This window comes from Nocardiopsis sp. NPDC006938 (assembly GCF_042869555.1).
Lineage (GTDB): Bacteria > Actinomycetota > Actinomycetes > Streptosporangiales > Streptosporangiaceae > Nocardiopsis.
Genome location: NZ_JBIAGA010000001.1, coordinates 587,352 through 614,154 on the forward strand (window position 1 = coordinate 587,352; position 26,803 = coordinate 614,154).

Below are 26,803 nucleotides of genomic sequence, written 5' to 3' on the forward strand. Positions count from 1 at the left end.
CGGACCGGGGTGTGCCGCGCGTTCGTCGCCGAACACGCGCTCACCGGTGCGGTCGCGGTGCCGATCCGCGAGGACGTGGGTGTGGGGGATGCGGGGTGTTCGTCCGCCTGGTGCGAGGCCCGCGAGGGGCGGCGCATCCGCCGGGCGCTGTACTCACCATACGTCGCGTTATATCGGAAGTTGAGCGGACCGAGGGAGGTTCAGGGATCTCTCAGGGACGCCTCAGTCTTCTGTCAGGGTCCGACCCGACCAAAGTTGGGGACGTTCCGCCAAAGTCGGCCCGCTCCCCTTCCGAAGTGGGTCTTCTCCGGTTCCCCTCGCGCGGATTCTTGTTACGGACATCACACGCCAGGTTTCGGTTCGCCGAAAATCGGTGAGGCGCGCGGGAATCCCACCGGGTGCGGCCCCGGAGCGCGCTCCCGGGGCGGCGGTCGGCGCGGCGCGGTGACTCAGACGGCCGAGGCCTGTTTCCCTGGTTCCTCCCGGGAGTCCAGGGTGGCGTGCGGCTGGGTGGTACCCCAGACGACGCCGAGGAGGTCCTCCAACGCGTGCGCCAGGGAGTCGTCGACGAGTTCGTAGCTGACCTGACGGCCGCGGGCCTGGGTGCGGACGAGTCCGCAGTCGCGGAGACAGGCGAGGTGGTTGGAGACGTTCTGCCTGGTGAGGCCGAGCCGGTCGGCGAGCCCGGCCGGGTAGTCGGCTCCCTCCAACAGTGCCAGGAGGAGGCGGCACCGGGTGGGGTCGGACAGGGCGCGGCCGAGTCGCTGGATCGCGGTGAGGCGCTGCTCGGAGGTCAACATGAAAATCATTGTACATCGTTTGCTGTATAGACAGCCTTCGCTGTATAAACAGTGAAGGCTGAACTGTTCGGCCGGGTCTCCGGAGTCACACGGGACCGCCCGAGGGCGGTGGTCCGCCGGAGGGGCACGACGACCGACGCGTGGCGGCGCCACCGATCGCCGAACCGAGGAGGGAACCCATGGGCGCGGGACACGACCACGGCCCGATCACCGCCGGGGCCGCCAACAAGGGACGCCTGGCACTGGTCCTGGGAATGATGCTCACCGTCGCCGTCGTCCAGGTCACCGGCGCCGCGTTCAGCGGCAGCCTCGCCCTGCTCGCCGACGCCGGGCACACCGTCACCGACTCCCTCGGGGTCGCTCTGGCCCTGGCCGCCGTGTGGATCGCCGCGCGACCCGCCACCAGTAAGCGGACCTTCGGGTTCCAACGGGCCGAGATCCTCGCCGCCGCCGTGAACGCCATCGTGCTCTTCGCCCTGTGCGCGTTCATCGTGTCGGAGGCGATCAACCGATTCCGCGAACCCGCCGAGGTCTCCGGCCCGGGCATGATCGCGGTCGCCTCCTTCGGCCTGGTCATGAACATCGCCGCGATGTTCGTCCTGCGTTCCGGAGCCCAGGAGAGCCTCAACGTCAAGGGCGCCTACCTGGAGGTCATGAGCGACGCCCTGGCCTCCGTCGGTGTGATCGTGGGCGGTCTGATCGTGTGGCTCACCGGGTGGCAGCAGGCCGACACCCTCGTCTCCCTGGGCATCGCCGCGATCATCGTCCCCCGCGCGTGGTCACTGCTGCGTGAGGCCGTCCACGTCCTGCTGGAGGCCACCCCGAAGGGCATGGACCTGAGCGAGGTGCGCGAGCACCTCATGGGCCACCCCGCCGTCATCGACGTCCACGACCTGCACGCCTGGACCATCACCTCCGGCGTCCCCGTCATGTCCGCGCACGTGGTGGTCTCCGAGGAGGACCTGAGGGACACCGGGAGGATGCTCGACGAACTCCACGAGTGCCTCACCGGCCACTTCGACGTGGAGCACTCCACACTCCAGCTGGAACCGCCCGGCCACGCCGACCACGAGGGCGCACGGCACGCCTGACCGGCACCCGCCCGGCCGGGCGGGTGCGGGCCCCGAACGGTGGGGCGCCGTGTCTGGGCCAGGGGGTTTTGGCAGAATCGTTCGGGTCCCCGAGCAAGGAGAGCCCGTGTCCCGCAACCCCGACCACCAGGCACGTCAGCGGTGAACCGCAGGCCCGTGCGCCGACCCTCCGGCGCGCTGCGGCGGCTCGCCAGGAGCGTGATCCCGCTCCGCCGGTCCGCGCGCCACGGCGATCCGCGCACCGAGTGGCACACCACGCGGGAGTCCCGTGCCTGGTTCAAGCCCGCACGCGTGTTCCTGCTGATGTTCGTGACCGTCGACCTGGTCGGCGCCGTTCTCCTGAGCACTCCGTGGGCCACCACCGACGGCCGGGGCCTGCCCTTCGAGCAGGCCTTCTTCATGGCCACCTCGGCGCTCTCGGTCTGCGGGCTCAGCGTCGTCTCCATCGGCGACGACCTGAGCGGGTTCGGCCAGGGCGTGCTGCTGGCGCTGATGCAGGCGGGCGGCATGGGCATCATGACCCTGGCCTCGCTGTTGGGCACCGCCGTGATCCACCGGTTCGGCCTGCGCATGCAGCTCAACGTGCAGGCCGAGGTGCGCACGCTCTGGGTCGGTGACGTGCGCGGCCTGGTCAGCCGGGTCCTGACGATCTTCCTGGTCTGTCAGGGGATCACCTTCCTGCTGATCACCCCGCGCATGTGGCTGGGGTACGACCTCAGCCTCCACCAGGCGGTCTACTCCGGCTTCTTCCACTCCATCTCCTCGTTCAACAACGCCGGGCTCTCGCTGTACCCGGACAGCTTCGTCCGGTTCTCCGGGGACGCGTTCGTGCTGTTCCCCATCGCGCTGTCCTCGATCCTCGGCGGTATCGGCTTCCCGGTGCTCCTGGAGCTGCGCCGTCAGCTCCGTACCCCGCGCCGCTGGACCCTGCACACCAAGCTCACGGTCACCACCACGGCGCTGTTGTTCGTCGGGGGCGCCGTGCTGGTCACCGCGATGGAGTGGAACAACCCGAACACCCTCGGTCAGCTGCACTGGTGGGCCAGGGTCACCGACGGGGTCTTCCACGGCGTGATGCCGCGCAGCGGCGGCCTCAACGCCGTGCCCACCGGCGAGATGCAGGATTCCACACTGCTGCTGACCATCATGTTGATGTTCGTCGGCAACGGCAGCGCCGGGACCGCGGGCGGTATCAAGGTGGCCACCCTCGCCGTCATCTTCCTGGTCGTGCTCGCCGAGGTGCGCGCGCACGACCGCGTGCACGTCTTCGGTCGACAGCTGCCGTACGAGGTGATCCGGCAGGCCCTGAGCCTGGTGTTCCTGTCCGCGACGGTGGTCGCCGCCAGCACGGTGCTCATGCTCTACGCCACCCGTTTCTCGCTCATGGAGGTGCTGTTCGAGGTGGTGTCGGCGTTCGGCGTGGTGGGACTGTCCACCGGGATCACCCCCGAGCTCGCACCGTGGAACCAGTACCTGATGGCGGTACTGATGGTCGCCGGCCGGATCGGCCCCGTCACCTTCGTGACGGCCCTGGCCTTCCGCGACCGGCATCGCCGCTACGAACTCGCCGAAGCCCGGCCGATCATCGGTTGAGCCGACCGACGCGCCGAGCCCTTCCCCAGAGGAGAGAACCATGCCGCACCGCGACAGGAACGACGACAAACGCGTGCTCGTGATCGGCCTCGGCCGCTTCGGGAGCTCGCTCGCTTTGGAACTGGTCAACCGGGGCTGGGAGGTGCTGGGCCTGGACTCCAACCCCAGGATGGTGCAGACCTACGCCGACGCGCTCACCCACACGGTGGTCGCCGACGTCACCGACGAGGAGGCCCTGCGGCAGATCGGCGCCGCGCAGTACGCGCGGGCCGTGGTGGCGATCGGCAGCCACCTGGAGGAGAGCATCCTCGCCACCTCCCTGCTGGTGGACCTCGGGGTTCCCTCGATCTGGGCGAAGGCGACCAACCGCAGGCACAAACGCATCCTGGAGCAGGTCGGCGCCGACCACGTGGTGCTGCCCGAACACGACATGGGCGAGCGGGTGGCGCACCTGCTCTCGGGGCGGATGCTGGACTACGTGGTGTTGGACGCCGGTTTCGCGCTGGGCAAGACCCGGGCGCCGAAGTCGCTGCTCGGTCGGACCCTGAGGGAGACCCGGGTGCGCCAGCAGTACGGGATCACGGTGGTGTCGGTGAAGCGGGTGGGGGCGTCCTTCACCTACGCCACCCAGGAGACCGTCCTACACAAGGGCGACGTGATCGTGGTGGCGGGGCGCACGGACGATGTGGAGCGGTTCGCCGAGTCCACCTGAGCGGGTTCGGGCAGGTCGTGAGCTTCCCGACAAAGCTGGCAAATTGACAACCGTTTTCATTTTCCCGATGATGGCTCCATGAGAACTCCCATCGCGCGAGCCGCCGCCCTCGGCGCCACCACACTGATGATCGCCACCGGTTGCGCGGCCGGAGGAGAGGACGACTCCGGCGAGGGGGTCGCCCCCGCCGACGCGGCCCTGACCGTCGTCACCGGCGTGTACCCCCTGGAGTGGCTGGCCCGCGAGATCGGCGGTGAAGACGTGGCCGTCGTGCAGCTCACAGAACCGGGCACGGAACCGCACGACCTGGAGCTGACCGGACGACAGATCGCACAGGTCAGCGAGGCCGACATCGCCTTCTACGTCGGTGGGCTCCAGCCCGCCGTCGACGAGGCCGTCGGCCAGGAGGCGGCCGACGCCGCGCTGGACGTGGCCGACGTCGTCGAGCTCCACCCGGCCGGAGAAGGGGGCGGCCACGCCGAGGACGACGGGCACGACCACAGTGGGGACGGGCACGACCACGGAGACGAGGAGCACGGCGAGGACGACGGGCACGACGGGCACGACCACGGCGACCTCGACCCGCACTTCTGGCTCGACGTGGACCTCATGCAGGAGGCCGCCTCGGCCCTGGCGGAGCGTATGGGCGAGGTCGACCCGGACGGCGCCGACCGCTACCAGGAGGGGGCCGAGCGCGTCATCGGCGAACTCTCCGGCATCGGCGAGGAGTACGAGGCGGGCCTGGGCTCCTGCGAACACCGCGAGGTGGTCGTGGGCCACACCGCCTTCAGCTACCTGACCGAGCGGTACGACCTGGAGCAGATCGGAGTGAGCGGTGTGGACCCCGACACCGAACCCTCCCCCGCGCAGATCGCGGCGATCACCGACATCGTGCGGGACCGCGACATCTCGACGATCTTCACCGAACCCCTGATGCCCGCGGCCACCGCCGACACCATCGCGGCCGAGACCGGGGCCCGTGTCGAGGTACTCGACCCGCTGGAGGGCGTCACCGAGCGCTCTCCCGGCGACGACTACCCGTCGATCATGCGCGGCAACCTCGACGCGCTGTCGGAAGCGCTCACCTGCGACTGACACACGCGCCACCCCCTTTGAGAAGGCCCCGCCGTTCCCACGGCGGGGCCTTCGGTACTACAGCGCATTCGGGACCGGGTTCCCGTTCCAGCGACGGTTTCTCCCTGCCATCACCCACCTGACCTGGGATGGAACAGGTCCGAATCAGCTCCGGAGAAGCGTCCCGATTACATGGCGCTTACATCCTCACAAACGCCCGGACAAGTGGCGATGGTCACGCTATGCTCGGGAGAGTGTCAGTGCCAATGCACGTGCATCTGGCAGTGCATCGGCACGCACATCCCCTCAGACGGACCAAGGAGCTACTGGAACATGACCGCACACAACGGCATCCGCGCGACCGAGCTGACCGAGGCCGCCTGGCAGAAGGCCAAGCGCAGCAACTCGCAGGGCGCCTGCGTCGAGATGGCCCGCCTCACCGACGGTTCGATCGCCCTGCGCAACTCGCGCTTCCCGACCGGACCGGCCCTGGTCTACACCCAGGAGGAGATCGACTGCCTCATCCTGGGCGCCAAGGACGGCGACTTCGACAACCTGCTCAGCTAGGACGTGTTCCCCGGCCCCTGAACGGCGCGCCCCGGGGCGGTGCGCCGACCACGGCCTGGTATGCCTGCCCCCTGCTCTCTCCCAGGCCTCAGGGGCCCGTGCGACGCCGAAGGGCTCCGTCCATGCCGGACGGAGCCCTTCATACGTGCGCGGACCGGAGGGGCGGGTCGCCCAGGTCACGGAGCCTGCGGGGGATCAGCTGCCTTCGAGGTCCTTGAGCATGTCCCTGAGCAGGGAGAGGGTCTCGTCGGGAGTGGCGGCGGAAACGCTCAGCCGCGTCATGGCCTTGGTGTAGGCCTCCACGGTGGCGGGCTTGTCGATGATCTCGCCGTCGGTGAGCTGTTCGAGGTAGACGATGTCGGAGAGCTCGAACTCGGAGTAGCGCAGCAGGGTGAAGGAACCGGCCTCCGCCGCGTGCGCGCCCACCTCGAAGGGGATGATCTGGAGGGTGACGTTCTCGTGGTTCTCACAGAGGTGGATCAGGTGGCGGAGCTGGCCGCCCATGATCGCCGGACCGCGCTCCCGGCCCCCGATCGGACGGCGCACGGCCGCCTCGTCGAGGATGATCCACATCTTCTTCCCGGCCTCCAGATGCTTCTGTCTGGTGAGTCTGGCCTGAATGCGCTGCTCGGTCACCACGTCGGTGTCGACACCGCCGGAGATGATCTCGCGGGCGTACTCCTCGGTCTGCAGCAGGCCGGGGACGAACTGGGACTCGTAGATCCGGATCTGGTCGGCGGCCTCCTCGAAGCCCACGTAGCGGATGAACCACTTGTGGAGGGCGTCGCCGTACTCCTTCCACCAACCAGGCTTGTTGGATTCGGCCGCCAGTTCGCGGAATTGCTTGAGGAGCTTGCGGTCCGTGACCCCGTACAACTTCAGGAGGTCCTCGATATCGCGGGTCTTGAATCCGACCCGGCCGAGTTCCATGCGGCTGATCTTGGAGGCCGAGGCACGAATCTTCTCGCCCGCGGCCTCACGCGTGAGACCGCTGCGCTCACGGTGCTTGCGCAGCTGGTGCCCGAGGAGCATGCGACGCACGGTGGGTCCACTCCCCTGACGCAATTGAGCGATATCCACCTTCGCCGCCTCTCTGTCATTCTCCGAACAAGGGTATCGGGTCGGCCGCACCCCTTTGCCGGGCGGTCCGGACACTACACGTACACGATATAGCCCGCGCTCCCGAGCACCCGCGAGCCGGTCTCGACCCGATCCCGCAACCCGTCGGACCGCTGGATGGGCTCCCGCGGAACCCGCCCCGGCGGCCGGCGCCCGAGAACGTGACCCGGGCCGCCCACTCACACGAATTGCGCCCAAACGAACTTTCCGCCGGGCGGTGTGGGAATCACACCCCACTCTCGCGCGAAAGCGCTCACCAGGGCAAGCCCTCTGCCGCCCTCCATGCTCGGCTCCGCTTCCCTTCTACGGGGCAGTCGATCTCCGCCGTCGCGAACGGCGCAGATGAATTCACCGCCGCTACGCATGAGGGACAGCTGAATACCGGCCTGGCCCTGCCTGGTCAAGGCCAGCGGGCCTCCGTGCCGTACCGCATTCGTGACCAATTCGGAAACAACGACCCCCACATCGCCGGACAAGTACTCCATGCGCCATTCGAGGAGCAGGGCCGCGGAAATCTCCCGGGCGGCGGCGACGGCCCGGGGACGGGACTCGAAGGTCCACGTGACGGCGTCGTGGCGGTCGCCGCAGACCGGGGTGTTCCAGCGACGCGAACCGTGGGTCAGGACCTTGAGCCACCAGGCACCGGTCGGCTTGGCCACCGCCTCCGCACACTCCATGCCCTTCAACTCCTCACTGACGCTCGCGCGCCGGGCCGCCGACGAAAGGAAGGCTCGTGCCGGTGCACGTCCCGAATGCACGTGCATCTCAGCGCTGCACGCAATCGTAAGGCACCCCCCGGCAAAGTGCAGGCAAACGCGGACACGAACCGGGAAGGTTTACCGGTGCGCAGGTGGGAGGTATCGGCGGGCTGTCGTGGAAGCGTTACCCGAGCGTTTCACAAGTGCGTCCCAAGCGCCCCCGGGGACGTACCGACCGGTAGGCACGTGGATAGGATTCCCCCGCGCCCAGCACGCGAACAACGGAGGTAACACCATGTCCCCAACGCCTCGTGTGGCGATCGTGACCGGAGCGGCACGCGGTATCGGCGCCGCGACCGCCGAGCGCCTGGCCCGGGAGGGCCGCGCCGTCGCCGTACTGGACCTCGACGCCTCCGAGGCCGGTGAGGTCGTGGACCGGATCACCGCCGACGGCGGGACCGCCGTCGCCGTGGCCTGTGACGTTGCCGACGAGGACCAGGTCGCGTCGGCCGTCGACACCGTCGCCGAGCGCCTCGGACCGCCCGCCATCCTGGTCAACAACGCGGGCGTGCTCCGCGACAACCTGCTGTTCCGCATGTCCGCCGACGACTGGGACACCGTCCTCGGCGTCCACCTGCGCGGCTCCTTCCTGATGAGCCGGGCCGCCCAGGCGCACATGACGTCCGCGGGGTGGGGGCGGATCGTGAACCTGTCCAGCTCGTCCGCGCTCGGCAACCGCGGCCAGGCCAACTACTCGGCCGCCAAGGCCGGTCTCCAGGGCTTCACCAAGACGCTCGCCATCGAGCTCGGGAAGTTCGGCGTCACCTGCAACGCCGTCGCCCCCGGGTTCGTCGAGACCGCGATGACCCGCGCCACCGCCGAACGGATCGGTGTCGCCTACGACGACATGAAGGCCTTCAAGCAGGCGGAGATCCCGGTACAGCGGGTCGGGTACCCGGAGGACATCGCCAACGCCGTCGCGTTCTTCACCGGCGAGGACGCCGGATTCGTGTCCGGGCAGATCTTGTACGTCGCGGGAGGTCCCCTCGACTGATCCGTCCCCGGTGCGCCCTCGGAGCGTTCCGACAGGGCCGCCGCGGGACACTGGCCGGTTCCGGCCATCCGCGCCGCCCGGCGTGCCACGGGCCCCTCAGACGGGCTCCGGGCCCCCGGGCGGCCGTGTGCGCGGCTCCTCCCCGGCTCCCCCGGCCGCGGGCAGGGCCCGGACCTCGGTGATGGCCCTCCCGTCGGCCTCGGCCACCTCCGCCGTCCATCCTCCGAAGTCCACCCGCTCCCCCGGCTCACGCGGAATGTGCTCCAGGACGGCCAGGATCATCCCGGCCACGGTGACGTAGTCGCCCTCCGGCGGGGCGGTCGTCTCCAGACCGAGGTCGGCCAGGTCGTGCACCGGGTAGGTGCCCGGCAGCGTCATCGACCCGTCCTCGTGCCACCGCGCCGCGCGGACGTCGGTGTCGGTCTCGTCGTAGATCTCCCCGACGATCTCCTCCAGGAGGTCCTCCAGGCTGACGATCCCCTCGATCCAGCCCGTCTCGTTGACGACCACGGCGAGCTGGGCCCGCTCCGCGGTCATCCTCTGGAGGGCCTGGGACACCACGAGCGAGTCGGGGAGCAGCATCGGCTCCCGGGCGACCTCCCGCAGGCTCCCCGAGCCCCGCACCAGGTCGGACCAGTGCACCACGCCCAGTACCTGGTCCAGCCCCGCCCCCGACACGATCGGAGCCCGCGAGTGCCCGTGGTCGGCGAGCATCCGCACCGCGTCGGCGGCGGGAGTCTCCTCCGGGATGGAGAACACCTCACCGCGCGGCACCACCACCTCGCGCAGACGCCGGTCGTCGATCTCGAACGCGCCCGTGATGATGGTGCGCTGTTCCTGCGTGATGTCGCGCTGCGAGGCGAGCATGTCGCGCAGCTCCTCCTCCGAGACCTCCTCCCGGGCGGCCGCGGGGTCGCCGCCGGTCATCCGCACCAGGAGGTTGGTGGACGCGCTGAGCAACCACACGACCGGACGGGACAGGGTCGCCATCAGGTCGAGCGGACGTGACACGGCCAGTGCCCACGTCTCCGCGCGCTGCATGGCGACCCGTTTGGGCGCGAGCTCGCCCAGAACGAGGGTGACGAAGGTCAGGGCGACCGTGACGAGCACGACCGACACGGGTCCGGCCGCGGAGCCCAGGAATCCGAGTGGTTCCACGAGCGGGCCCGCGAGGGACACTGCGGCGGCCGCGGAGGCCAGGAACCCGGCGAGGGTGATGCCGATCTGGATGGTCGCGAGGTAGCGGTTGGGGTCTCGCGCGAGACGGGCCACGGCCCGCCCACCGGCCCCTCGTCCGGCCAGCCGCCGGACCTGGCTCTCACGCAGCGTGATCAGAGCGATCTCACTGCCCGAGAACACCGCGTTGACCAGGACCAGGGCCAGAACCAACCCGAGTTGCGCCCCGTAGCCGTCCATGGCGTCCGTCGTCTCCCCTGTGGTGGACCCGCGCTCTCGTACGGAGCCGTCGTGCTCCCACCTTGACACAACGTGCTGGTCGGAACCGGTCCGCGCACCGCCGTGGCCCCGTATCGCCGTGTTCGGGCCCGGGGCGGGCACCGCTCCGGGCGGCCTCGGCGGGGGTCACCCGGACCGTGCTCGGGTGACCTCGTCGATCCCCCGGGCCACGAGCGCCTCTCCGGTGGCGTCGGCCATCCGGAGGAGCTGGACGATCACGGGAACCACCAGCAGGTGGGGGCGGCCGGACAGGCCCCGGGCGCGGTACCCCTCGCGGGCCGCTCTCCAAGCGGCGGCGACCATCGGGATCGACCGGACGGTCAGGGCGAGCACCAGCGCGATCCGGTCCGGGTCGGCTCCCACGTGGCGCAGCGGCCGGGCCAGGCGCTCGAAGAGGTCCAGCATCTCCCGCACGCGCGTCGTGAGGGTGACGGCGTTGGCCAGCAGGACCAGTGCGGAGAGCTGGGCGCACAGCCGCACGCCCTCCTCCCATGCCCCGAACAGGGCCTGGAAGGCGCCGATGGCGAGCAGGAAGGGCCAGAGGGCGCGCACCACCGCGAGGGCCCGCCGGGGCCGCAGCCCGACCAGCGGGTACAGAACCAGGCTCACCGCCAGGGTGCCCAGGGACACCCACGCGTTCCCGGCGACCACCAGCGCCGTACCGGCCACCAGCAGGCCCAGGAGTTTGGGTCCGGCGGGCACCCGGTGCAGCGGGCCGGAACCGGGGACGTAGAGTCCGATCGCGCTCACGCGGCCCCGTCCTCCTCGTCCATGAGCTTGGTGTAGAACGTCACCGCGTCCTCGGGGCCTCCGTCGAAGGCCACCCGCCCCCCGGCCATGACCAGGACCCGGTCGAAGTCGGGCAGCAGGTCCAGGTCGTGGGTGAAGAGCACGACCTGCTGGTCGAGCCCGGCCAGGGTGCGGTGGACCATACGGGTGTTGCGCAGGTCGAGCAGGGTGGTGGGTTCGTCGCACACCAGGACCTCGGGGCCGGTCACCAGGACCGACGCCAGCGCGAGGAGCTGTTTCTGCCCTCCGGAGAGCAGGTGGCCCGGGTGGTCGCGGTGGTCGGCCAGGCCGTACCGGTCCAGGACCTCGTCCACGCGCCGCGCCGTCTCGGCCCTGCCCAGCCGCTGGGAGCGGAGTCCGATCTCCACGTCCTCCGCGACCGTCGGCATGATGATCTGGTGCGCGGCGTCGGAGAAGACGAAGCCGACCCGGCGCCGGACCTGCCGGGCGTGCCGCCGGGTGTCCCACTCCCCCAGCGACACCCGGCCCCGGTCCGGCAGCACCAGGCCGTTGAGGGTGCGGGCCAGGGTCGACTTGCCGGAACCGTTGGCCCCGATCACGCCGATGCGGTGCTCCGGGAGTTCGAGGTCGATCTCCCGGAGCACCGCGCGGTCGTCGTAGGAGTGCGAGACCCCTTCGAGGCGGAGCATCAGCCGTTCTCCTCGGGGACCCGGTCGTCGACGACCGGGCGGCCCGCCGGGGGGATCGGGTAGGCGCGGAACACTGCGCTCGCGATCGACGCGGTGGCCACGGCCTTGAGGAGGTCACCGGGTAGGAAGGCCGCCATGGACAGGGCGCCGGCGAGGACTCCGTCTCCGAGCACCACGGCCATCCAGGGAACTCCGATGGCGTAGATGACGACGACGCCGCCCAGGACGTTGGCGGCGAGGCCCCGCCAGAACACGTAGCGCCCCCGCGCGACCATGCGGTCGGTGAGGAGACCGATCACGAGGCCCGCGAAGATCCAGCTCACGATGAAGCCGCCCGTGGGACCGGCCAGCACCGACAGTCCGCCCCGACCGCCCGCGAAGAGGGGCAGCCCGGCGAGCCCGAGCGCGAGGAAGGCGGCGATGGCCAGGCAGCCGCGCTTCCACCCAAGCAGGCTGGGCGCGAGCATGATGCCCAGCGTCTGGAGGGTGATGGGCACCGGGCCGATGGGGATGGCGACGGTGACGCTGAGCGCGGCGATGAGCGCGGCGAACACGGCGACGAGCGCGAGGTCCCGTGCGGTGAGGCCCCGGTAGCGGACGTGGGCCGTCACGGTGGTGGGCATGCGTGGTCCCCCTCGGGGAGGAGTCGGGAGTGGATCACCGTCCATTGTCCGATATGCGGAGCCCCGCGGCACGGGGCGGGGGGCACAGAAGCCGGGCACGACTCTTGTAGGAGTTCGCCCAGGAACGGGGGCGTGCTCCGACCGGTCAGGCCTGGGCGGCCTCGGCGCGCTGGATGCGTTTGATGGGGACGGGGAGCACGCAGACGGGGACGGGGACGTCGACCCGGTGGCCGGTGTCCTCGGGGATTCCGGTGTCCGGGTCGACGCGCAGCGACATCAGGGAGTCCCCGTTCTGGGCGGCCACGACCAGGTGGTCGGGCTGCCCGCCGTGGCCGCGCACCACGGCGAAGTGGCGCGGCCAGGCGCCGACGGGGGTGTCGGCCAGGTGTTCCAGACGGGCGCCCTCGTCGCGGACGGCGAAGGTCGAGACGGTGTCCGCGCCCCGGTTGGAGACGTACACGCGCCCCTCGTAGCCGGTGGTCATGGGCAGGGCGTCGCCGTCGGCGATCTCCCGACCCTCGACCCTGAGCCGGTGGAGCGCGATCTCGGCCGGGTGGTTGGCTCCGGTGACGGCTGCGGTGCGCGCGCCGAGGGCGGGCACCGACCCGAGGTGCTCGCCGGTGCCGTTGCGGGGGTTCCAGCGCACGGTGTGCACGCGCGAGTCCAGTTCCCCCGCGACGTAGACGTACGCGCCGTTGACCGCCATGTGTCGGGGGCCCGTGCCGGACGGAAGGCGGACGGTGCCGAGCAGGCCCTCGTCATAGGCGGGCACCGGGCCCTGGTTCTCCTCGGTGAGCGGTGTGGCGTAGTGGTGGACGCGCAGTTCGTCGGTGCCGAGATCGGCGGCGACCAGGTACCGGAGACGGGGGTCGTGCGTGTCCCGGAGCACCGCGGTGCTGTGCGCGTGGGGACCGTCCTGGCGGTCGGCGACCGGGCCGCGGCCCCGGTGCGCGAGTTCGCGGGCGGGCCCGGAGGGGGAGCCGTCCTCCGTGGTGGGCTGGATCGCGACCACGCCGTTGGCGTAGTTGGCCACCGCGACGCGTTCGGGGCCCAGGTAGCGGACGTGGCAGGGCGAACCGCCGCCCGTGGGTACGGAGCCGATCTCGGTGAGGGTGGTGTCGCCGCGCACGCGGAAGGCGGTGAGGGTTCCCCGGGCCCTCTCGTTGACCGCGTACACCGTGGGCGGGTCGGGTCGGAAGGCCAGGAACGAGGGGCCGGTGGTGCGCGCGGCGACGCCGTCGGCGCTCAGCTCCCCGCTCTCGGGGTCGAACCACACCCGGTGGACGCCCTCGCCCTTGCCGGGCGGGTCGGAGTCGGGGGTGTAGGTCCCCACGAGCAGGAGCCGTCGTGGTGTGTCCACCGTGAGCCTCGTTTCCGTCGCCTCGGGATGGGCCGTGGTCCGGACCACGGCCGGAATGCTACCGCTCCCGCCGTCAGCGGGGAAGGACGCGCGCGATCGCCTCCGGAACCGCCCCGCTACCCACCGGTCACACAGAGAAAACGGTGACGTGCGTAGCCTTTCTGTTACAGTTCCTCCTCAACAGGCCGAGATGGGAGATTCAGGGCCGTCTCCCTCGCACCCGCCCTGTTCGCGACCACCGGATTCGGCTGTCCGTACCGACGGTGGTCCCGATCGGTCGGGCGGCTCCCGGGGCTCCCCGTACGCGTCCGTCGCGCCCCCACGGAAGGACCACCCCACCGCAGGTCCTCATCCCCCTCGGTGACCGCGAGCGGCGCGTCCACGCGCACTCGCGGACCGTGGTTCCCCGCTCACCCGACGTCTGGACCCGAATTGACCCTTCGCCGACTGTCCGAAGTGCCGTTGCCCGACAAGGAGACCATCGAGCTGGTCCGCCAGTCCTGCGTGGACATCCCCGAGGGCTCCACACGTCTGGCCCGGTCCTTCTACGAGAACCTCTTCTCGATGGTCCCCGAGGTGAGGAGCATGTTCTCCGAGGACATCAAGCCCCAGCAGCAGCGCATGGCGGACGCCCTGTTGTCCGTGGTGCGCCACCTCGACACCCCCGACGACGTCGCCCACTACCTCCGGCGCCTGGGCCGCCAGCACCGTGTGGAGCTGGGCGTGCTACCCGAGCACTACCCGCACGTCGGCCGCGCCCTGGTCCGCGCCGTCAGCGAGGTCTCCCCCACCTGGTCGTCCTCCATGAGTTCGGCCTGGGTCCTCGTCTACCAGTGGGTCACCGCGAACATGATGGCCGGGGCCGACCAAGCCCCGGGCCCCGCTCCGGCTCCGGCTCCGGAGCCCGCCCCCACCCGCGCCCCGGCTCCGTCGGCCGCCCCCCACGCGTTCCGGCGGGCCTGACACCCGCCTCCCCTGCCTGCCGTCCCTCACCCCGTCGAAAGCCACCGTTCATGACTCACAGCCATCAGAACCGCACCCCCGGCACCGAGGGGGAACGCCACGTACAGGCGGTCCTGGGCACCACCGACCGGGCCGACCGCTTCTACCGCGACCAGATGCTCGACCACCTCAACCCGCTCATGCGGGACTTCGTCGCCCGCCAGGAGATGGTGTTCGTGGCGACGTCCGACGCCCGGGGCGAGTGCGACTCCAGCTTCCGAGCGGGCCCTCCCGGTTTCGTGCACGTCGTCGACGACCGCACCCTGGTCTACCCCGAGTACCGGGGCAACGGGGTGTTCGCCAGCGCGGGCAACATCCTGGAGAACCCGCACATCGGGCTGATGTTCCTCGACTTCGAGCGGGAGCGGATCGGGCTGCACGTCAACGGGCGCGTGAAGATCATGGAGGACGAGACCCTGCGCCCCCACGTTCCCGGCCTACCGCTGCCGCAGGTGCCGGGGCAGCGCGCACAGATGTGGATGATGGTGCAGGTCGAGGAGGCCTACATCCACTGCCGCAAGCACATCCCGCACCTGCGCCGGGTCGGCGCCGAGGAGTCCTGGGGCACCGACGACGCGCTGCGCAAGGGCGGCGACTACTTCGGGGCCAGGGAGGGCAGGCGCGCCACCGCCGGTACCGGCCCCTGGTAGCGGCCCCTGGTAGCGGAGGGGGCGGCCCCGTGACGGCGGGACCGCCCCGACGACCTAGGGCGTGTTCTGTGGATGCTTTCGCCTTCTGGCGGCGGAGCCGCCAGCCCCGCGAGCGGCCGCCAGGCCATCTCTCGCAAGACGATGAGCGACGGTCAGCCCGGGTTTGGCTGTCCGAGCTTCATCGGCGCAGCGAGAGGCAGCCTGGCCACGCGAGCGCGGAATGATCCACAGAACACGACCTAGGAGCGTCTGCCCGCCTCCCTGACGGCCTCGACCGCCTTCATGATGCGCTTGTCCGAAACCGGGTAGGCGGTGCGCAGCTCCTGCGCGAAGAGGCTGACCCGGTACTCCTCCAGCATCCAGCCCAGCTCGACCACGTCCGGGTCGTCGGCCCGCCCCGCGGGCAGGGCCCCGCGGACCTTCGCGACGGCCTGGCGCATCTGTTCGACCTTGGACATGTTGACCTGGTCGCGGCGAGGGTTCTCGGGGAGCTTGCCCAACCGGTGTTCGACGCCGCGCAGGTAGCGGTGCACGTCGTCCAGCCGTGCCAGCCCCGCACGCGTGACGAACCCCGGACCGACGAGGTCGCCGAGCTGCCCCTGCACATCGTTGAGGGACGGCAGCACCGCGAGCGACGTGGTGCCCTTGACCTTCTTCGACACCTTGCGCCACAGCACGAGCACGCGCGCGGTCCTCCCCAGGATCTCGGCGAGGGTGTCTCCGAGGTCGGCGCGCACCCGGTCGGCGAGCCGGGCGAAGTCGTCACCGTTCCACACCGGCCCGCCTTCGCGCGTGAGCAGGTGGTCGACGGCGGCCGCCTCGGCGTCCTCCAGCATCTTGCGGATCGACCCGTGTGGGTTGTCCGCCAGGGCGAGTTTGTCGGGGTTGTTCAGCCCCTTGCTGACCGCCGTCGCCGGGGACGGGATGGTCAGCATGAGCAGGCGCCGGGTGCCCGCGCGCATCGCCGCCCGCTGCTCGGGCCGGGTGTCGAAGATGCGGATCGCCACGCTCTCGCCCTCGTCGACCAGGGCCGGGTAGCCCTTGACCTTGGGGCCCAGGGCCTTGCGTTCGAGGGTCTGCTCCAGCGGGCCGAAGTCCCAGGAGGTCAGGCCCTTCTTCTCCACGCCCTTCGCCTCGGTGGCGATCGCCTCGCGCAGGCGCGGTTTGAGTTTGGCCCGCAGCTGTTCGAGGTCCTTGGACTCGGCCAGGGTGCGCTTGCGGTCGTCGACGGCGCGGAAGGTGATGCGCAGGTGGTCCGGAACCCGGTCCAGCTGGAAGTCCTCCGGGCGGACGCGTTCTCCGTGGGCCATCACGGTGAGTTCGGCCGCAAGCGCCTCGCGGAGCGAGCCCTCGTAGGGGGTGATCCCGCCCCGGGCGCGGGCCGCGTTGTCGGGGACCGGCACGAAGTTGCGGCGCAGCGGCTTGGGCAGCGAACGGATCATCGCGGTGATGAGCTCGTCGCGCAGGCCCGGGATCTGCCAGTCGAACCCGGTGTTCTCGACCTGGTTGAGGAACTTCACCGGTACGTGCGCGGTGACGCCGTCGGAGTCGCTGCCCGGCTCGAACTGGTAGGTGAGGGGGAAGACGAACGCGCCCTGGCGCCACACGTCCGGGTAGTCGTCCTCGCTGACCGCGCCCACACCGTCGTTGATGAGCTCCTCGCGGGTGAAGTCGAGGAGCGCGGGCTCGGTGCGCCGGGTCTTCTTCCACCACGAGTCGAAGTGGGCGGCGGAGACGGCGGTGTCCGCCACGCGCCGGTCGTAGAAGTCGAACAGGGTGTCGTCGTCCACGACGATGTCGCGGCGGCGGGCCCGGTGCTCCAGGTCCTCCACCTCGTCCAGGAGCTTCCGGTTGTCGTGGAAGAACTGGTGGCGGGTCTCCCAGTCGCCCTCGACCAGGGCGCGGCGGATGAACAGCTCCCGGGACAGCTCCGGGTCGATCCCCCCGTAGGAGACCTTGCGCTGCACGACGATGGGCACCCCGTAGAGGGTCACCCGTTCGAAGGCCATGACGGCGCCCCGCCTGCGCTCCCAGTGCGGTTCGCTGTAGCCCCGCTTGACGATGTCCGCGCCGAGCTCCTCGGCCCACTCGGGTTCGATCCGGGCGACCATCCGCCCCCACAGCTTGGAGGTCTCGACCAGTTCGCCGACCATCACGAAGCGCGGCTGCTTCTTGAACAGCGCCGAACCGGGGAAGATCGCGAACCGCGCGCCCCGCCCGCCGAGGTACTCGTGTTTGTCCGGGTCCTTGAGGCCGACGTGCGAGAGCAGCCCGGCCAGCAGGGACATGTGCACGGCGCGGGGGTCGGCGGCCTCGGCGCGCAGCGGCGGGACCTCGATGTCCATGGTGCGCAGGACCTGCTTGAGCTGGCCGTGGATGTCCTGCCACTCGCGCACCCGCAGGTAGTTGAGGAACTCCTCGCGGCACATCCGGCGGAACTGGTTGCCGGACAGCTCCTGCTGCTTGTCGCGCAGGTGGTTCCACAGGTTGAGGAAGGCGAGGAAGTCCGACTCCTTGTCGGTGAACCGGGCGTGCGCCTGCTGGGCCTGCTGCTGCTTCTCGGTGGGCCGCTCGCGCGGGTCCTGGATGGACAGCGCGGAGGTGATGACCATGACCTCGGCGAGGCAGTCGCGCTTCTCGGCCTCCAGGACCATCCGGCCCAGGCGGGGGTCGATGGGTAGCTGGGCGAGGCGTCGGCCGATCGGGGTGAGGCGGCGCTGCCGGTTGTGCTCGCCCTTGGGCTCGGGCTGGAGGGCTCCGAGCTCGGCCAGCAGGTTGACGCCGTCCTTGATCTGCCGGTGGTCGGGCCCGTCCACGAACGGGAACGCCGCGACGTCGCCCAGGCCGAGGGCGGCCATCTGGAGGATGACCGAGGCCAGGTTGGTGCGCAGGATCTCCGGGTCGGTGTACTCCGGGCGGGAGAGGAAGTCCTCCTCGGAGTACAGCCGGATGCAGATGCCCTCGGACACGCGGCCGCACCGGCCCTTGCGCTGGTTCGCGGAGGCCTGCGAGACCGCCTCGATGGGCAGGCGCTGCACCTTGGTGCGGTGGGAGTAGCGGGAGATGCGCGCGGTGCCGGGGTCGATCACGTACTTGATGCCGGGGACCGTCAGCGAGGTCTCGGCGACGTTGGTGGCGAGGACGACGCGGCGTCCGCCGTGCCGGGACCACACGCGCCTCTGCTCGGCCACGGACAGGCGCGCGTAGAGGGGCAGCACCTCCAGGCCGCGGATCTTCTTCTTCTCCAGCGCCTCGGCGGTGTCGCGGATCTCGCGCTCGCCGCTCAGGAAGACGAGGACGTCTCCGGGTTCCTCGCGGGAGAGTTCGTCGACGGCGTCCAGGATGGCCTGGGTCTGGTCCTTGTCGGTGCCGGGCCCGGGGTTCCTCTCCTCGGGGTCGAGGATGTCCTCGGAGATGGGCCGGTAGCGGACCTCGACCGGGTAGGTGCGCCCGGAGACCTCGACGATGGGGGCGTCGTCGAAGTGGCGGGAGAACCGTTCGGGGTCGATGGTCGCGGAGGTGATGACGACCTTCAGATCCGGCCGTTTGGGCAGGAGCTGTTTGAGGTAGCCGAGCAGGAAGTCGATGTTGAGGCTGCGCTCGTGCGCCTCGTCGATGATGAGCGTGTCGTACTGCCGCAGCATGCGGTCGTGCTGGATCTCGGCGAGCAGGATGCCGTCGGTCATCAGCTTGACCAGCGTGTTGTCGTTGGAGGAGTCCGTGAACCGGACCTTGTAGCCGACCGTCTCGCCCAGCGGGGTGCCGATCTCGTCCGCGATGCGCTCGGCCACCGTGCGGGCGGCCAGCCGTCGCGGCTGCGTGTGGCCCACGGTGCCCATGACACCGCGCCCCAGCTCAAGGCAGATCTTGGGCAGCTGGGTGGTCTTGCCCGAGCCGGTCTCCCCGGCCACGATGACGACCTGGTGGTCGCGGATGGCCTCGGCGATGTCCTCGCGCCGGGCGCTGACCGGCAGGTCCTCGGGGTAGCTGAGCTGGGGCACGGCCTCGCGGCGCTCCGCCACGCGGAGCTCGGCGCGGTCGATGTCACCCGCGATCTGTGCGGTCACCGAGGAACGGCGGCGCTCGTCGCTGATTCTGGCCAGACCGTCGATACGGCGGCGCAGCCGGTGCCGGTCGGCGGGCATGAGGTCGCGCAACCGGGAACGGAGCTGGTCCGTGGCGGGCGCGGGCGTGGTGGTGCTCATCAGTACTCAAGGTTAGGAGGGCTGGCAACCGGTTTTCCCGGCGGGCACGGTTCTGGTCGGGGCGGGCCCCTACCGGCGGACGCGTCCCGGGCGCACCCAACGGGTCGTCCCGGGCACACCCACGGGTCAACGCCCGGAGTGCCGGAGTTGTTCCGCCGGGGGGGCGGGGGGGGGCGGACGCCGGTGGGCGCCCGCCCCGCCCGGGTTCACTCCGCGGCGTCCCGCTCGGAGAGGATGCGGCCGACGGCCTCGGCGGTGTGCGGCGCCCACTCCTCCATCATGGTGAAGTGGTCGCCCGGTACCTCGACCCGCTCGTGCCCGGTCGGCCAGCTCCACCCCAGGCCCAGCTTGCCCCCGTCCGCCGTGACCACCGCCTCGGTCGGCCTGACCTGCACGGTCCTCCCCCGCCAGTCGGACGGGCGCCACTGCGAGAACAGGTCGAGGTAGGCGCCCATGGCGGTCAGCCGGGCGGTGTCGAGGAGCTCGAACTCGTTGGCGCGGTCGGTGACGAACTCCGTCACCATCGGCAGGAGTTCGTCGTCACCGGGAACGACGGTGTCGAGCAGCACCGCCCGCTCCGGCGGGGTGCCCCGGCGCGCGAGCTCCTCCGCGACGGCGTGCGCGGTCCACCCTCCGGAGGACCGGCCGACCAGCACGAAGGGGCGGCCGTCGGCGGCGGCCAGCGCCTGGTCCGCCTGGGTCCGTACGAAGGTGTCCAGGTCGGCGGGAAGCTCCTCGCCGTCCAGGTAGCCCGGCGCGGACAGAGCGACGACGCGTCGTCGTCCCTGCCACCTGCTGGCGAACCGGGCGAACTCGTGCGGACCGGAGGTCATGACCAGTGACGGGTGACAGATCAGGACCGGTTCCTCGGGCCCGGTGGCCAGGACCGTGGTGGCGGCGGGCGAGTCCCCGGTGAAGACCGCCCGCGTACGCGAGGCGGCCAGGGCCAGGTCGATGGCCTCCCTGGGCCGGTACTGGACGCAGGCGTCCAGGAAGAGGCCGACGAGGCTGTCGTTGACTCCGGTGGCGCCCGGGGTCCGTTCGCCCGGGCCCTCCGGGGCGGGGCGGCGGGAGCCCTGCTCCGGCTCGGGCGCGGTCTGCCCCATCTCACGGTCGAGGAACCGTGCCAGGGCCACGGGTGTGGCGTGCTGGAACACCAGGGTGGCGGGCAGGCGCAGCCCGGTGAGCGACTGGAGGTGGTTGCGCAGTTCCACGGCGGTCAACGAGTCGAACCCCGACTCGGGGAACTCCTGGTCGGCGCCGTACTCCGAAGAGCCCAGGATCTCGGCCGCCCGTTCGCGCACCAGGCGGGTGAGCAGTTCCCGCCGCTCGGCGCCCGCGGGAACCGAGCCCAACGGCACCGTGTCCGGCCCGGTCCGCTCGGGGGCCCGGACCAGCCCGCGCATCAGCGCGGGCACGTGCCCCCGGGTGACCGCGCGGGTGCGGAGTCCGACCAGGTCCAGCGGTGAGGGCACCAGGTGGGCGCGGTCGGTCGACAGCGCGGCGTCCAGGAGGGCGCGCCCCTCGCTCTCGTCGATCCCCTGGACGCCCCAGGTGCGGGACATCCGGTTCGCGTTGACCGGGTTCATCTGCGCCGAGTCCCCGGACTCGGTGAGCCAGCGGCCCCAGGCCAGTGACTGGGCCGGAAGGCCCCGCTCCCTGCGGTACGCGGCCAGGGCGTCCAGGTAGGCGTTGGCGGCCGAGTACGCCGACTGGCCCGCGCTGCCGAACACCGCGGCCGCCGAGGAGAAGAGGACGAACGCGTCCAGGTCGAGGTGCTCGGTCAGGCGGTGCAGGTTCCAGGCGCCGACGGCCTTGGGCGCCATCACCCGAGCCATGGTGCCGTCCGTCAGACCCGTGAAGGTGGCGTCGTCGAGCACGGCGGCCGAGTGCACGACGGCGGTGAGCGGAGTGTCGGCCAGGAGCTCCCCCAACCGCTCGGCGTCGGCGACGTCGCAGGACTCGACCCGGACGCGGGCGCCCAGGGCGGTGAGTTCGGCGACGAGCGCCTCGGTGCCCGGGGCGCGGGAGCCCTGACGGCTGACCAGGAGGAGGTCGTCCACGCCGTGCCGGACCACGAGGTGGCGGGCGACCAGCTTGCCGAGCTGTCCGCTGGCGCCGGTGATCAGCACCGTTCCGCCGGGCCGGAAACGGCCGGTCAGGTCCAGCACCGTCTTGCCGACGTTGTGGCCGCGCTGCATGACCTGCAACGCCTCCGCGGCCTCCTCGATCGGGTACCGGTGCAGCGGCCCCTGGTCCAGGGTGCCGTCCGTGAGCAGGGGTACGAGCGCGGCGAAGGCCCGCTGGATGCGTTCGGGCCCCGACTCCAGGACGTTGAAGGCCCGGTAGGTGACGCCGTCGGGGACCTCGTCGGCCCCGAGCAGTTCGTTACGGCCCAGTTCCACGAACCTGCCGCCCTCGCCGAGCAGCCGTAGGGAGGCCGGGATCGCCTCGCCCGTGAGGGAGTTGAGGACGACGTCCACGCTGCCCGCCGCGTTCCGGAACCGCTCCTCGAACCCGGGCTCGCGCGAATGCGCGATCTCGTCGTCGCCCAGCCCGGCCGCTCGGAGCAGGTCCCACTTGCCGGGGCTGGCGGTGGCGAGCACCCGGGCGCCCAGGTGGTGGGCCAGGCCGAGGGCCGCCTGGCCCACGCCACCGGCGGCGGAGTGGATCAGCACGGTCTCACCCGCGCTCAGCCCGGCCTCCTCCACGAGGGCGAGGTAGGCGGTCAGGTACACGGCGGGGACGGCGGCCGCCCGTGCGTGGTCCCAGCTGTCGGGGACCCGGGTCAGGTAGCGGTGGTCGGCCACCGCCACGGGCCCGAAGGCGCCCGGGAAGAGTCCCATGACGCGGTCACCCGGTCGCAGGCCCCCGGCGTCGTGCCCGGCCTCCAGCACCACGCCGGAACCCTCGTTGCCGATGTCACCCGGCTCCGGGTACATGCCCACGGTCATCAGCACGTCGCGGAAGTTCAGCCCGGCGGCGCGGACCGCCACACGCACCTCGTGGGGGGCCAGCGGCCGTTCGGGCGCGGGGAGGTGCCGGAGTCCCCCGACGATGCCCCGGCCGTCGGCGTCCAGGCGCCAGCCGGGACTGCGCGCGGGCGGGAGGGCACCGTCATCGGCCTCCGAGCGGCTGCGGGCCAGGCGGGGTGCGTGGAGCCGCCCCTCCCGGGCCGCCAGCCGGGGCTCCTCCGTGCGCAGCGCCTCGGCGACCAGCCCCGTGTCGGCCCGGTCGGCGTCAAGGAGCAGGAAGCGGCCGGGGTTCTCGGTCTCCGCTGAGGCGACGAGTCCCCACAGTGCCGCCCCCGCCGGGTCCGCGGGCGGGTCGGCGTCGCCCGGTAGGCGCACCGCGCCTCGGGTGAGCACCACGAACCGGGTGGCGGAGTAGTGGTCGTCGTCCATCCGGTCGCGCAGGGACGCCACCAGTCCCGAGAGCCGGGCGAGCGCCTGGTCGGGATCGGCGCTCGCGGCGGTGTCCGACCCGAGCACGATCACGGGGGGCGCCGTCTCCCCCTCCTCCGTGGGGCAGTCGTCCAGCGGCGTGCCCGGGGTCGCGACCCACGTGCGGGGGTCGGGAGTCGCGGCCTCGCCCCGGCCGGTGACGTCCTCCCATTCCAGGTGGAAGAGCGCGTCCCGGTCCGGGCGAGACGTGTCGGCCGCCTCCCTGACCGTGAGGGAGTCGACGCTCAGGAGCGGGGCCCCGTCGGGGCCGGTGCACAGGACCTCGTACGTGTCGTGTCCGGTCCGGGTGAGCTGGACCCGCACGCGGTCGGTGGCGTGTCGGCCGTACGCGCGCACCCCGTTCCAGGAGAAGGGCATGAGGAGCCGGGGGCTCTCCCCCTCGTCCGCCTCACGCAGGAGCAGGGACTGCAGGCCCGCGTCGAGCAGGACCGGGTGGGGGCCGGTCATGGCGGCCGCGTCGGCGGGCAGGGTCGCGGGGCCCGCCTCGGCCCACGTGCGGGAGCCCTCGGCCCGCACCGTGCGCAGACCCTGGAACGAGGGCCCGTAGCGGACGCCCCGGGCCTCCAGGAGCTCGTAGACCCCCGCCACCGCGAGCTCGGACGCGCCCGGGCCGGGCGGAACGGGGGTCGGGGCGGGCGTCCGGGTGGCCGGAGCCAGGAGGCCCTGGGCGTGCTCGGTCCACTCCCGGCCGTCGGCGGTGGCCGACAGGAGCCGGAACGCGCGGGTGCCGCGCAGGTCGGGGGCGTCCACGATGACCTGGACGGGGGTTCCACCGCCGTCCGGGTCGGGTTCGAGGGGGGCGCTCAGGGTGAGTTCGGCGATCTCGGGCCGGTCGCACAGGTGCCCGACCCGCAGGAGCAGCTCGACCGTGGCGGCTCCCGGGAGGAGGGCCCGGCCGGAGAGCGCGTGTTCGGTCAGCCACGGGGTGCCCTCGGTGTCGAGCCTCCCGGTGAAGAGGGTCTGCCCGGTCCCGCCGAGGGGGGTCCAGGCCCCGATCAGCGGATGGTCGGCGGAGTTCAGCCCCACTGAGGAGGGGTCGCCGGAGAGCACGGGTTCGGTGAGCCAGTACCGCCGGTGCTGGAAGGCGTAGGTCGGCAGCGGGACCCTCCCCGCGCCCTCGCCCAGGACCTTCGCCCAGTCGACGCCGATCCCCAGGCAGTGGGCCTCGGCCAGCGCGGTCAGGAAGCGGTCGCGGGGGTCCTGGTCCCTGCGCAGGGTGTGGACCAGGGGGCGGTCGTCGGCCCCCGCCGCGTCCAGGGTCTGGCGCAGGGGAACCGACAGCACCGGGTGCGCGCCGACCTCGACGAACGGGATGCCGGTCGGGGCCAGGGCGCGGACGACGGGTTCGAGGACCACGCCATGGCGCAGGTTCCGGTACCAGTACCCGGCGTCCAGGGTGGTCCCGTCCACGGGCGCGGTGGGCGGTACGTATCCCGGCGTCCACGTGGTGGCGGGCGCGACGGTGGAGTGGAACGGCACGGTGCCCGCACGGGGCCGGAGGTCGGCCAGCTCGGTGAGCATCTCGTCCTCGACCCGGTCCATGAGGAAGCAGTGCGAGGTGTAGTCGACGGGGATGCGCCGCACGAAGGTGCCCTCCGCCTCCCGTGCCGCCACGAAGGCGTCCACGGCGGCGACGGAGCCGGCGACCGTGCAGGTCTCGGGACCGTTGGCGCCCGCCACCGCCAGGCGGTCCTCCATGCCCGCGATCAGGGCGGCCGCGCGGTCGGCGCTGAGCCCGACCACCGCGATACCGCCCTCTCCCGCGACCCGGGCCAGCGCGCGGCTGCGGGCGACGACCACCCGGGCGCCGTCCGCCAAGGACAGGACCCCGGCCACACAGGCGGCCGCCACCTCCCCCTGTGACTGGCCGACCACCGCCGCGGGCTCGACCCCGGCCGCACGCCAGAGCCGGGCGAGCGAGACCAGGAACGCCCACAGGACGGGCTGGACGACGTCGGGGCGCACGTTCTCGCCTGTGAAGGCCGGAGCGCCGGGTTCCTCGCGCAGGACCGCCGAGAGCGACCAGTCGACGAGGGGGGCCAGGGCTCCCTCGCACTCGGCCACGGAGGCAGCGAAGGCCGGGGAGTCGGCCATCAGGTCGCGGGCCATGCCCGACCACTGACTGCCCTGGCCGGGGAAGACGAACACCGGCCCCTCGGCGGGTCCGGACCGCCGCGCCGTACCGGTGGCGGTCCCGTCCGCCTCCTCGCCCGCGGCCAGGGATCGGAGTCCGCCGGTGAGGGCCTCGGCGGAGCCTCCGACGACGACGGCGCGCCGGGAGAAGCGGGCGCGTTCGGTGGCCAGGGTCCGTGCGACGTCGTGCGCGGAGGGGCCCGCGCCCGGCGCGTCCACGAGCAGGGTGTCCGCGTGGTCGGCGAGGCGTTGCGCCTGTGCCCGGAGCGCGGGTTCGTCACGGGCCGACAGCAGCCACGCGGTACGGCCCGCGACCAGGGGTGCGGTGGACCCGTCGCCCTGGCCGGGGGCGAGTGCTCCCTCCTCCGGGGCGGGCTCGGGGGCCTCCTCCAGAACCAGGTGGACGTTGGTCCCGCTGATGCCGAACGACGACACCCCCGCTCGGCGCACGCGCTCCCCGCGCGGCCAGTCCCGGGCCTCGGAGATCGGGCGCACCCTGCCCGAGTCCCAGTCCACCAGGGGGGTGGGGCGGTCGGCGTGCAAGGTCCTGGGCAGCCGTCCTCGGCTCAGGGCCAGCACCATCTTCACGATGCCGACCGCACCGGCAGCGCCCTGAGTGTGCCCCAGGTTGGACTTGACCGAGCCCAACCACAGCGGGTCGGGAGCGGACCTGGAGCCGAACACCTCCAGGAGGGCTCCGGCCTCGATGGGGTCGCCGAGCTCGGTACCGGTGCCGTGCGCCTCCACCGCGTCGATGTCGTCGGCGACCACGCCCGCGTCCTCCAGCGCGGCGCGGACCACCCGGATCTGCGCGGGGCCGTTGGGCGCGGTCAGACCGCTGGAGGCACCGTCCTGGTTGATCGCGCCGCCCCGGATCACCGCGAGGACCGGGCGCCCGTGGCGCCGGGCGTCCGACAGCCGTTCCAGGACCAGGGAGGCGGCGCCCTCCGCGAACCCGGTTCCGTCGGCTCCGGCTCCGAAGGCCTTGCAGCGCCCGTCCCGCGAGAGGGCGCCCTGCTTGGCCGACTCGGCGAAGAGCGAGGGCCCCGACATCACGGTCGCGCCGCCCGCCAGCGCCATCACGCACTCACCCCGGCGCAGGGAGCGCACGGCCAACAGCACGGAGGCCAGGGAGGAGGAACAGGCGGTGTCCACCGTCAGCGCGGGCCCGCGCAGTCCCAGCGTGTAGGCGATCCGCCCCGAGGCGACGCTCGCGGCGGTGCCGGTCATCAGGTAACCCTCGACGCCCTCCGGCATGGGCACCCGTCCCGAGGTCGTGGTCCGGGCGTAGTCGGTGGTGCTGATCCCGGTGAAGACGCCCGTGCGCGTCTCGGCGAGGGTGTGGGGGTCGATGCCCGCCCGTTCGAGGGACTCCCAGGTCACCTCCAGCATGAGTCGCTGCTGGGGGTCCATCGCCTCGGCCTCGCGGGGCGAGATCCCGAAGAAGGCGGCGTCGAACCCGGCCGCGTCCTCCAGGAACCCCCCGCCCGTGGACATACCGGGGCGGCCGCGCATGTCCTCGACGTCCCAGCCCCGGTCGTCGGGCAGGTCGCCGATGGCGTCGTCCCCCCGCTCCAGCAGGTCCCAGAGCTCCTCGGGGCCGTTCACCCCACCGGGGAGTCGGCACCCCATGCCCACCACGGCGATGGGCTCGCTGTCGCGTTCCCGGAGCTGGTTCAGTTCGGCCCGGGTGCGCCGGAGGTCGGCCGTGACCCGTTTGAGGTAGTCGAGGACCTGGGCGTCGTCAGTCATGGGTGTGCCTCA

18 protein-coding genes are annotated in these 26,803 nt (G+C 71.8%); 8 read left to right on the top strand and 10 right to left on the bottom strand.

Features of this window, described 5'->3' with window-relative positions; genetic code table 11:
* Positions 1-449: 449 nt before the first annotated feature.
* A complete protein-coding gene (locus ACFYL4_RS02510) occupies positions 450-800 on the bottom strand; it encodes an ArsR/SmtB family transcription factor (RefSeq protein WP_387515840.1) in 351 nt (116 codons plus the stop codon).
* 179 nt (positions 801-979) lie between these two features.
* Here ACFYL4_RS02510 and ACFYL4_RS02515 point away from each other — a divergent pair, with 179 nt between their 5' ends.
* The 5 genes from ACFYL4_RS02515 (at position 980) to ACFYL4_RS02535 (ending at position 5,837) form a co-directional block, all read left to right on the top strand.
* Positions 980-1,891, top strand: a complete 912-nt coding sequence (locus ACFYL4_RS02515) for a cation diffusion facilitator family transporter (protein ID WP_357765869.1) — start codon at positions 980-982, stop codon at positions 1,889-1,891.
* A 303-nt stretch (positions 1,892-2,194) separates the two neighbouring features.
* Entirely contained in the window at positions 2,195-3,484 is a 1,290-nt protein-coding gene (locus ACFYL4_RS02520) for a potassium transporter TrkG (protein WP_357765879.1), read from the top strand.
* A 40-nt stretch (positions 3,485-3,524) separates the two neighbouring features.
* Positions 3,525-4,196 carry a TrkA family potassium uptake protein gene (locus ACFYL4_RS02525; RefSeq protein ID WP_357765866.1) on the top strand — a complete coding sequence of 224 codons (672 nt, stop codon included), beginning with the start codon at positions 3,525-3,527 and terminating at the stop codon, positions 4,194-4,196.
* Positions 4,197-4,274: 78 nt separating this feature from the next.
* Positions 4,275-5,291 carry a metal ABC transporter substrate-binding protein gene (locus ACFYL4_RS02530; protein WP_387515842.1) on the top strand — a complete coding sequence of 339 codons (1,017 nt, stop codon included), beginning with the start codon at positions 4,275-4,277 and terminating at the stop codon, positions 5,289-5,291.
* A 312-nt stretch (positions 5,292-5,603) separates the two neighbouring features.
* Positions 5,604-5,837: a DUF397 domain-containing protein gene (locus tag ACFYL4_RS02535; RefSeq protein ID WP_357765859.1), complete on the top strand. Its 234-nt coding sequence runs from the start codon at positions 5,604-5,606 to the stop codon at positions 5,835-5,837.
* Positions 5,838-6,032: 195 nt separating this feature from the next.
* Here ACFYL4_RS02535 and ACFYL4_RS02540 read toward each other — a convergent pair whose 3' ends face one another.
* Positions 6,033-6,869 (bottom strand): helix-turn-helix transcriptional regulator, encoded by an 837-nt coding sequence (locus ACFYL4_RS02540; RefSeq protein ID WP_357765857.1) that lies wholly within the window; start codon positions 6,867-6,869, stop codon positions 6,033-6,035.
* A gap of 266 nt (positions 6,870-7,135) precedes the next feature.
* A complete protein-coding gene (locus ACFYL4_RS02545) occupies positions 7,136-7,633 on the bottom strand; it encodes an ATP-binding protein (protein ID WP_357765854.1) in 498 nt (165 codons plus the stop codon).
* Positions 7,634-7,949: 316 nt separating this feature from the next.
* On the opposite strand from ACFYL4_RS02545, the gene ACFYL4_RS02550 reads away from it, so the two are divergent.
* On the top strand, positions 7,950-8,708 hold the full coding sequence (locus ACFYL4_RS02550) for an SDR family NAD(P)-dependent oxidoreductase (RefSeq protein ID WP_357765851.1): 759 nt from the start codon (positions 7,950-7,952) through the stop codon (positions 8,706-8,708).
* 96 nt (positions 8,709-8,804) lie between these two features.
* On the opposite strand, the gene ACFYL4_RS02555 is transcribed toward ACFYL4_RS02550, so the two are convergent.
* The 5 genes from ACFYL4_RS02555 to ACFYL4_RS02575 form a co-directional block, all read right to left on the bottom strand.
* Positions 8,805-10,124, bottom strand: a complete 1,320-nt coding sequence (locus tag ACFYL4_RS02555) for a hemolysin family protein (protein WP_357765877.1) — start codon at positions 10,122-10,124, stop codon at positions 8,805-8,807.
* A 165-nt stretch (positions 10,125-10,289) separates the two neighbouring features.
* Positions 10,290-10,913, bottom strand: a complete 624-nt coding sequence (locus ACFYL4_RS02560; protein WP_387515845.1) for an energy-coupling factor transporter transmembrane component T family protein — start codon at positions 10,911-10,913, stop codon at positions 10,290-10,292.
* A complete protein-coding gene (locus tag ACFYL4_RS02565; protein WP_357765846.1) occupies positions 10,910-11,602 on the bottom strand; it encodes an ABC transporter ATP-binding protein in 693 nt (230 codons plus the stop codon). The genes ACFYL4_RS02560 and ACFYL4_RS02565 overlap by 4 nt, the downstream gene beginning before the upstream one ends.
* Positions 11,602-12,225: a biotin transporter BioY gene (locus ACFYL4_RS02570; RefSeq protein WP_357765843.1), complete on the bottom strand. Its 624-nt coding sequence runs from the start codon at positions 12,223-12,225 to the stop codon at positions 11,602-11,604. Before ACFYL4_RS02570 ends, ACFYL4_RS02565 begins: the two co-directional genes overlap by 1 nt.
* A gap of 145 nt (positions 12,226-12,370) precedes the next feature.
* A complete protein-coding gene (locus ACFYL4_RS02575) occupies positions 12,371-13,585 on the bottom strand; it encodes a lactonase family protein (RefSeq protein WP_387515847.1) in 1,215 nt (404 codons plus the stop codon).
* 432 nt (positions 13,586-14,017) lie between these two features.
* Between ACFYL4_RS02575 and ACFYL4_RS02580 the strand changes: the two genes are divergently transcribed.
* Positions 14,018-14,548 carry a globin domain-containing protein gene (locus tag ACFYL4_RS02580; protein ID WP_357765839.1) on the top strand — a complete coding sequence of 177 codons (531 nt, stop codon included), beginning with the start codon at positions 14,018-14,020 and terminating at the stop codon, positions 14,546-14,548.
* A gap of 50 nt (positions 14,549-14,598) precedes the next feature.
* On the top strand, positions 14,599-15,237 hold the full coding sequence (locus ACFYL4_RS02585; RefSeq protein ID WP_387515850.1) for a pyridoxamine 5'-phosphate oxidase family protein: 639 nt from the start codon (positions 14,599-14,601) through the stop codon (positions 15,235-15,237).
* A 239-nt stretch (positions 15,238-15,476) separates the two neighbouring features.
* On the opposite strand, the gene hrpA is transcribed toward ACFYL4_RS02585, so the two are convergent.
* Entirely contained in the window at positions 15,477-19,442 is a 3,966-nt protein-coding gene (hrpA, locus tag ACFYL4_RS02590; RefSeq protein WP_357765833.1) for an ATP-dependent RNA helicase HrpA, read from the bottom strand.
* Positions 19,443-19,648: 206 nt separating this feature from the next.
* Positions 19,649-26,791 carry an SDR family NAD(P)-dependent oxidoreductase gene (locus tag ACFYL4_RS02595; protein WP_357765830.1) on the bottom strand — a complete coding sequence of 2,381 codons (7,143 nt, stop codon included), beginning with the start codon at positions 26,789-26,791 and terminating at the stop codon, positions 19,649-19,651.
* Positions 26,792-26,803: the final 12 nt, after the last annotated feature.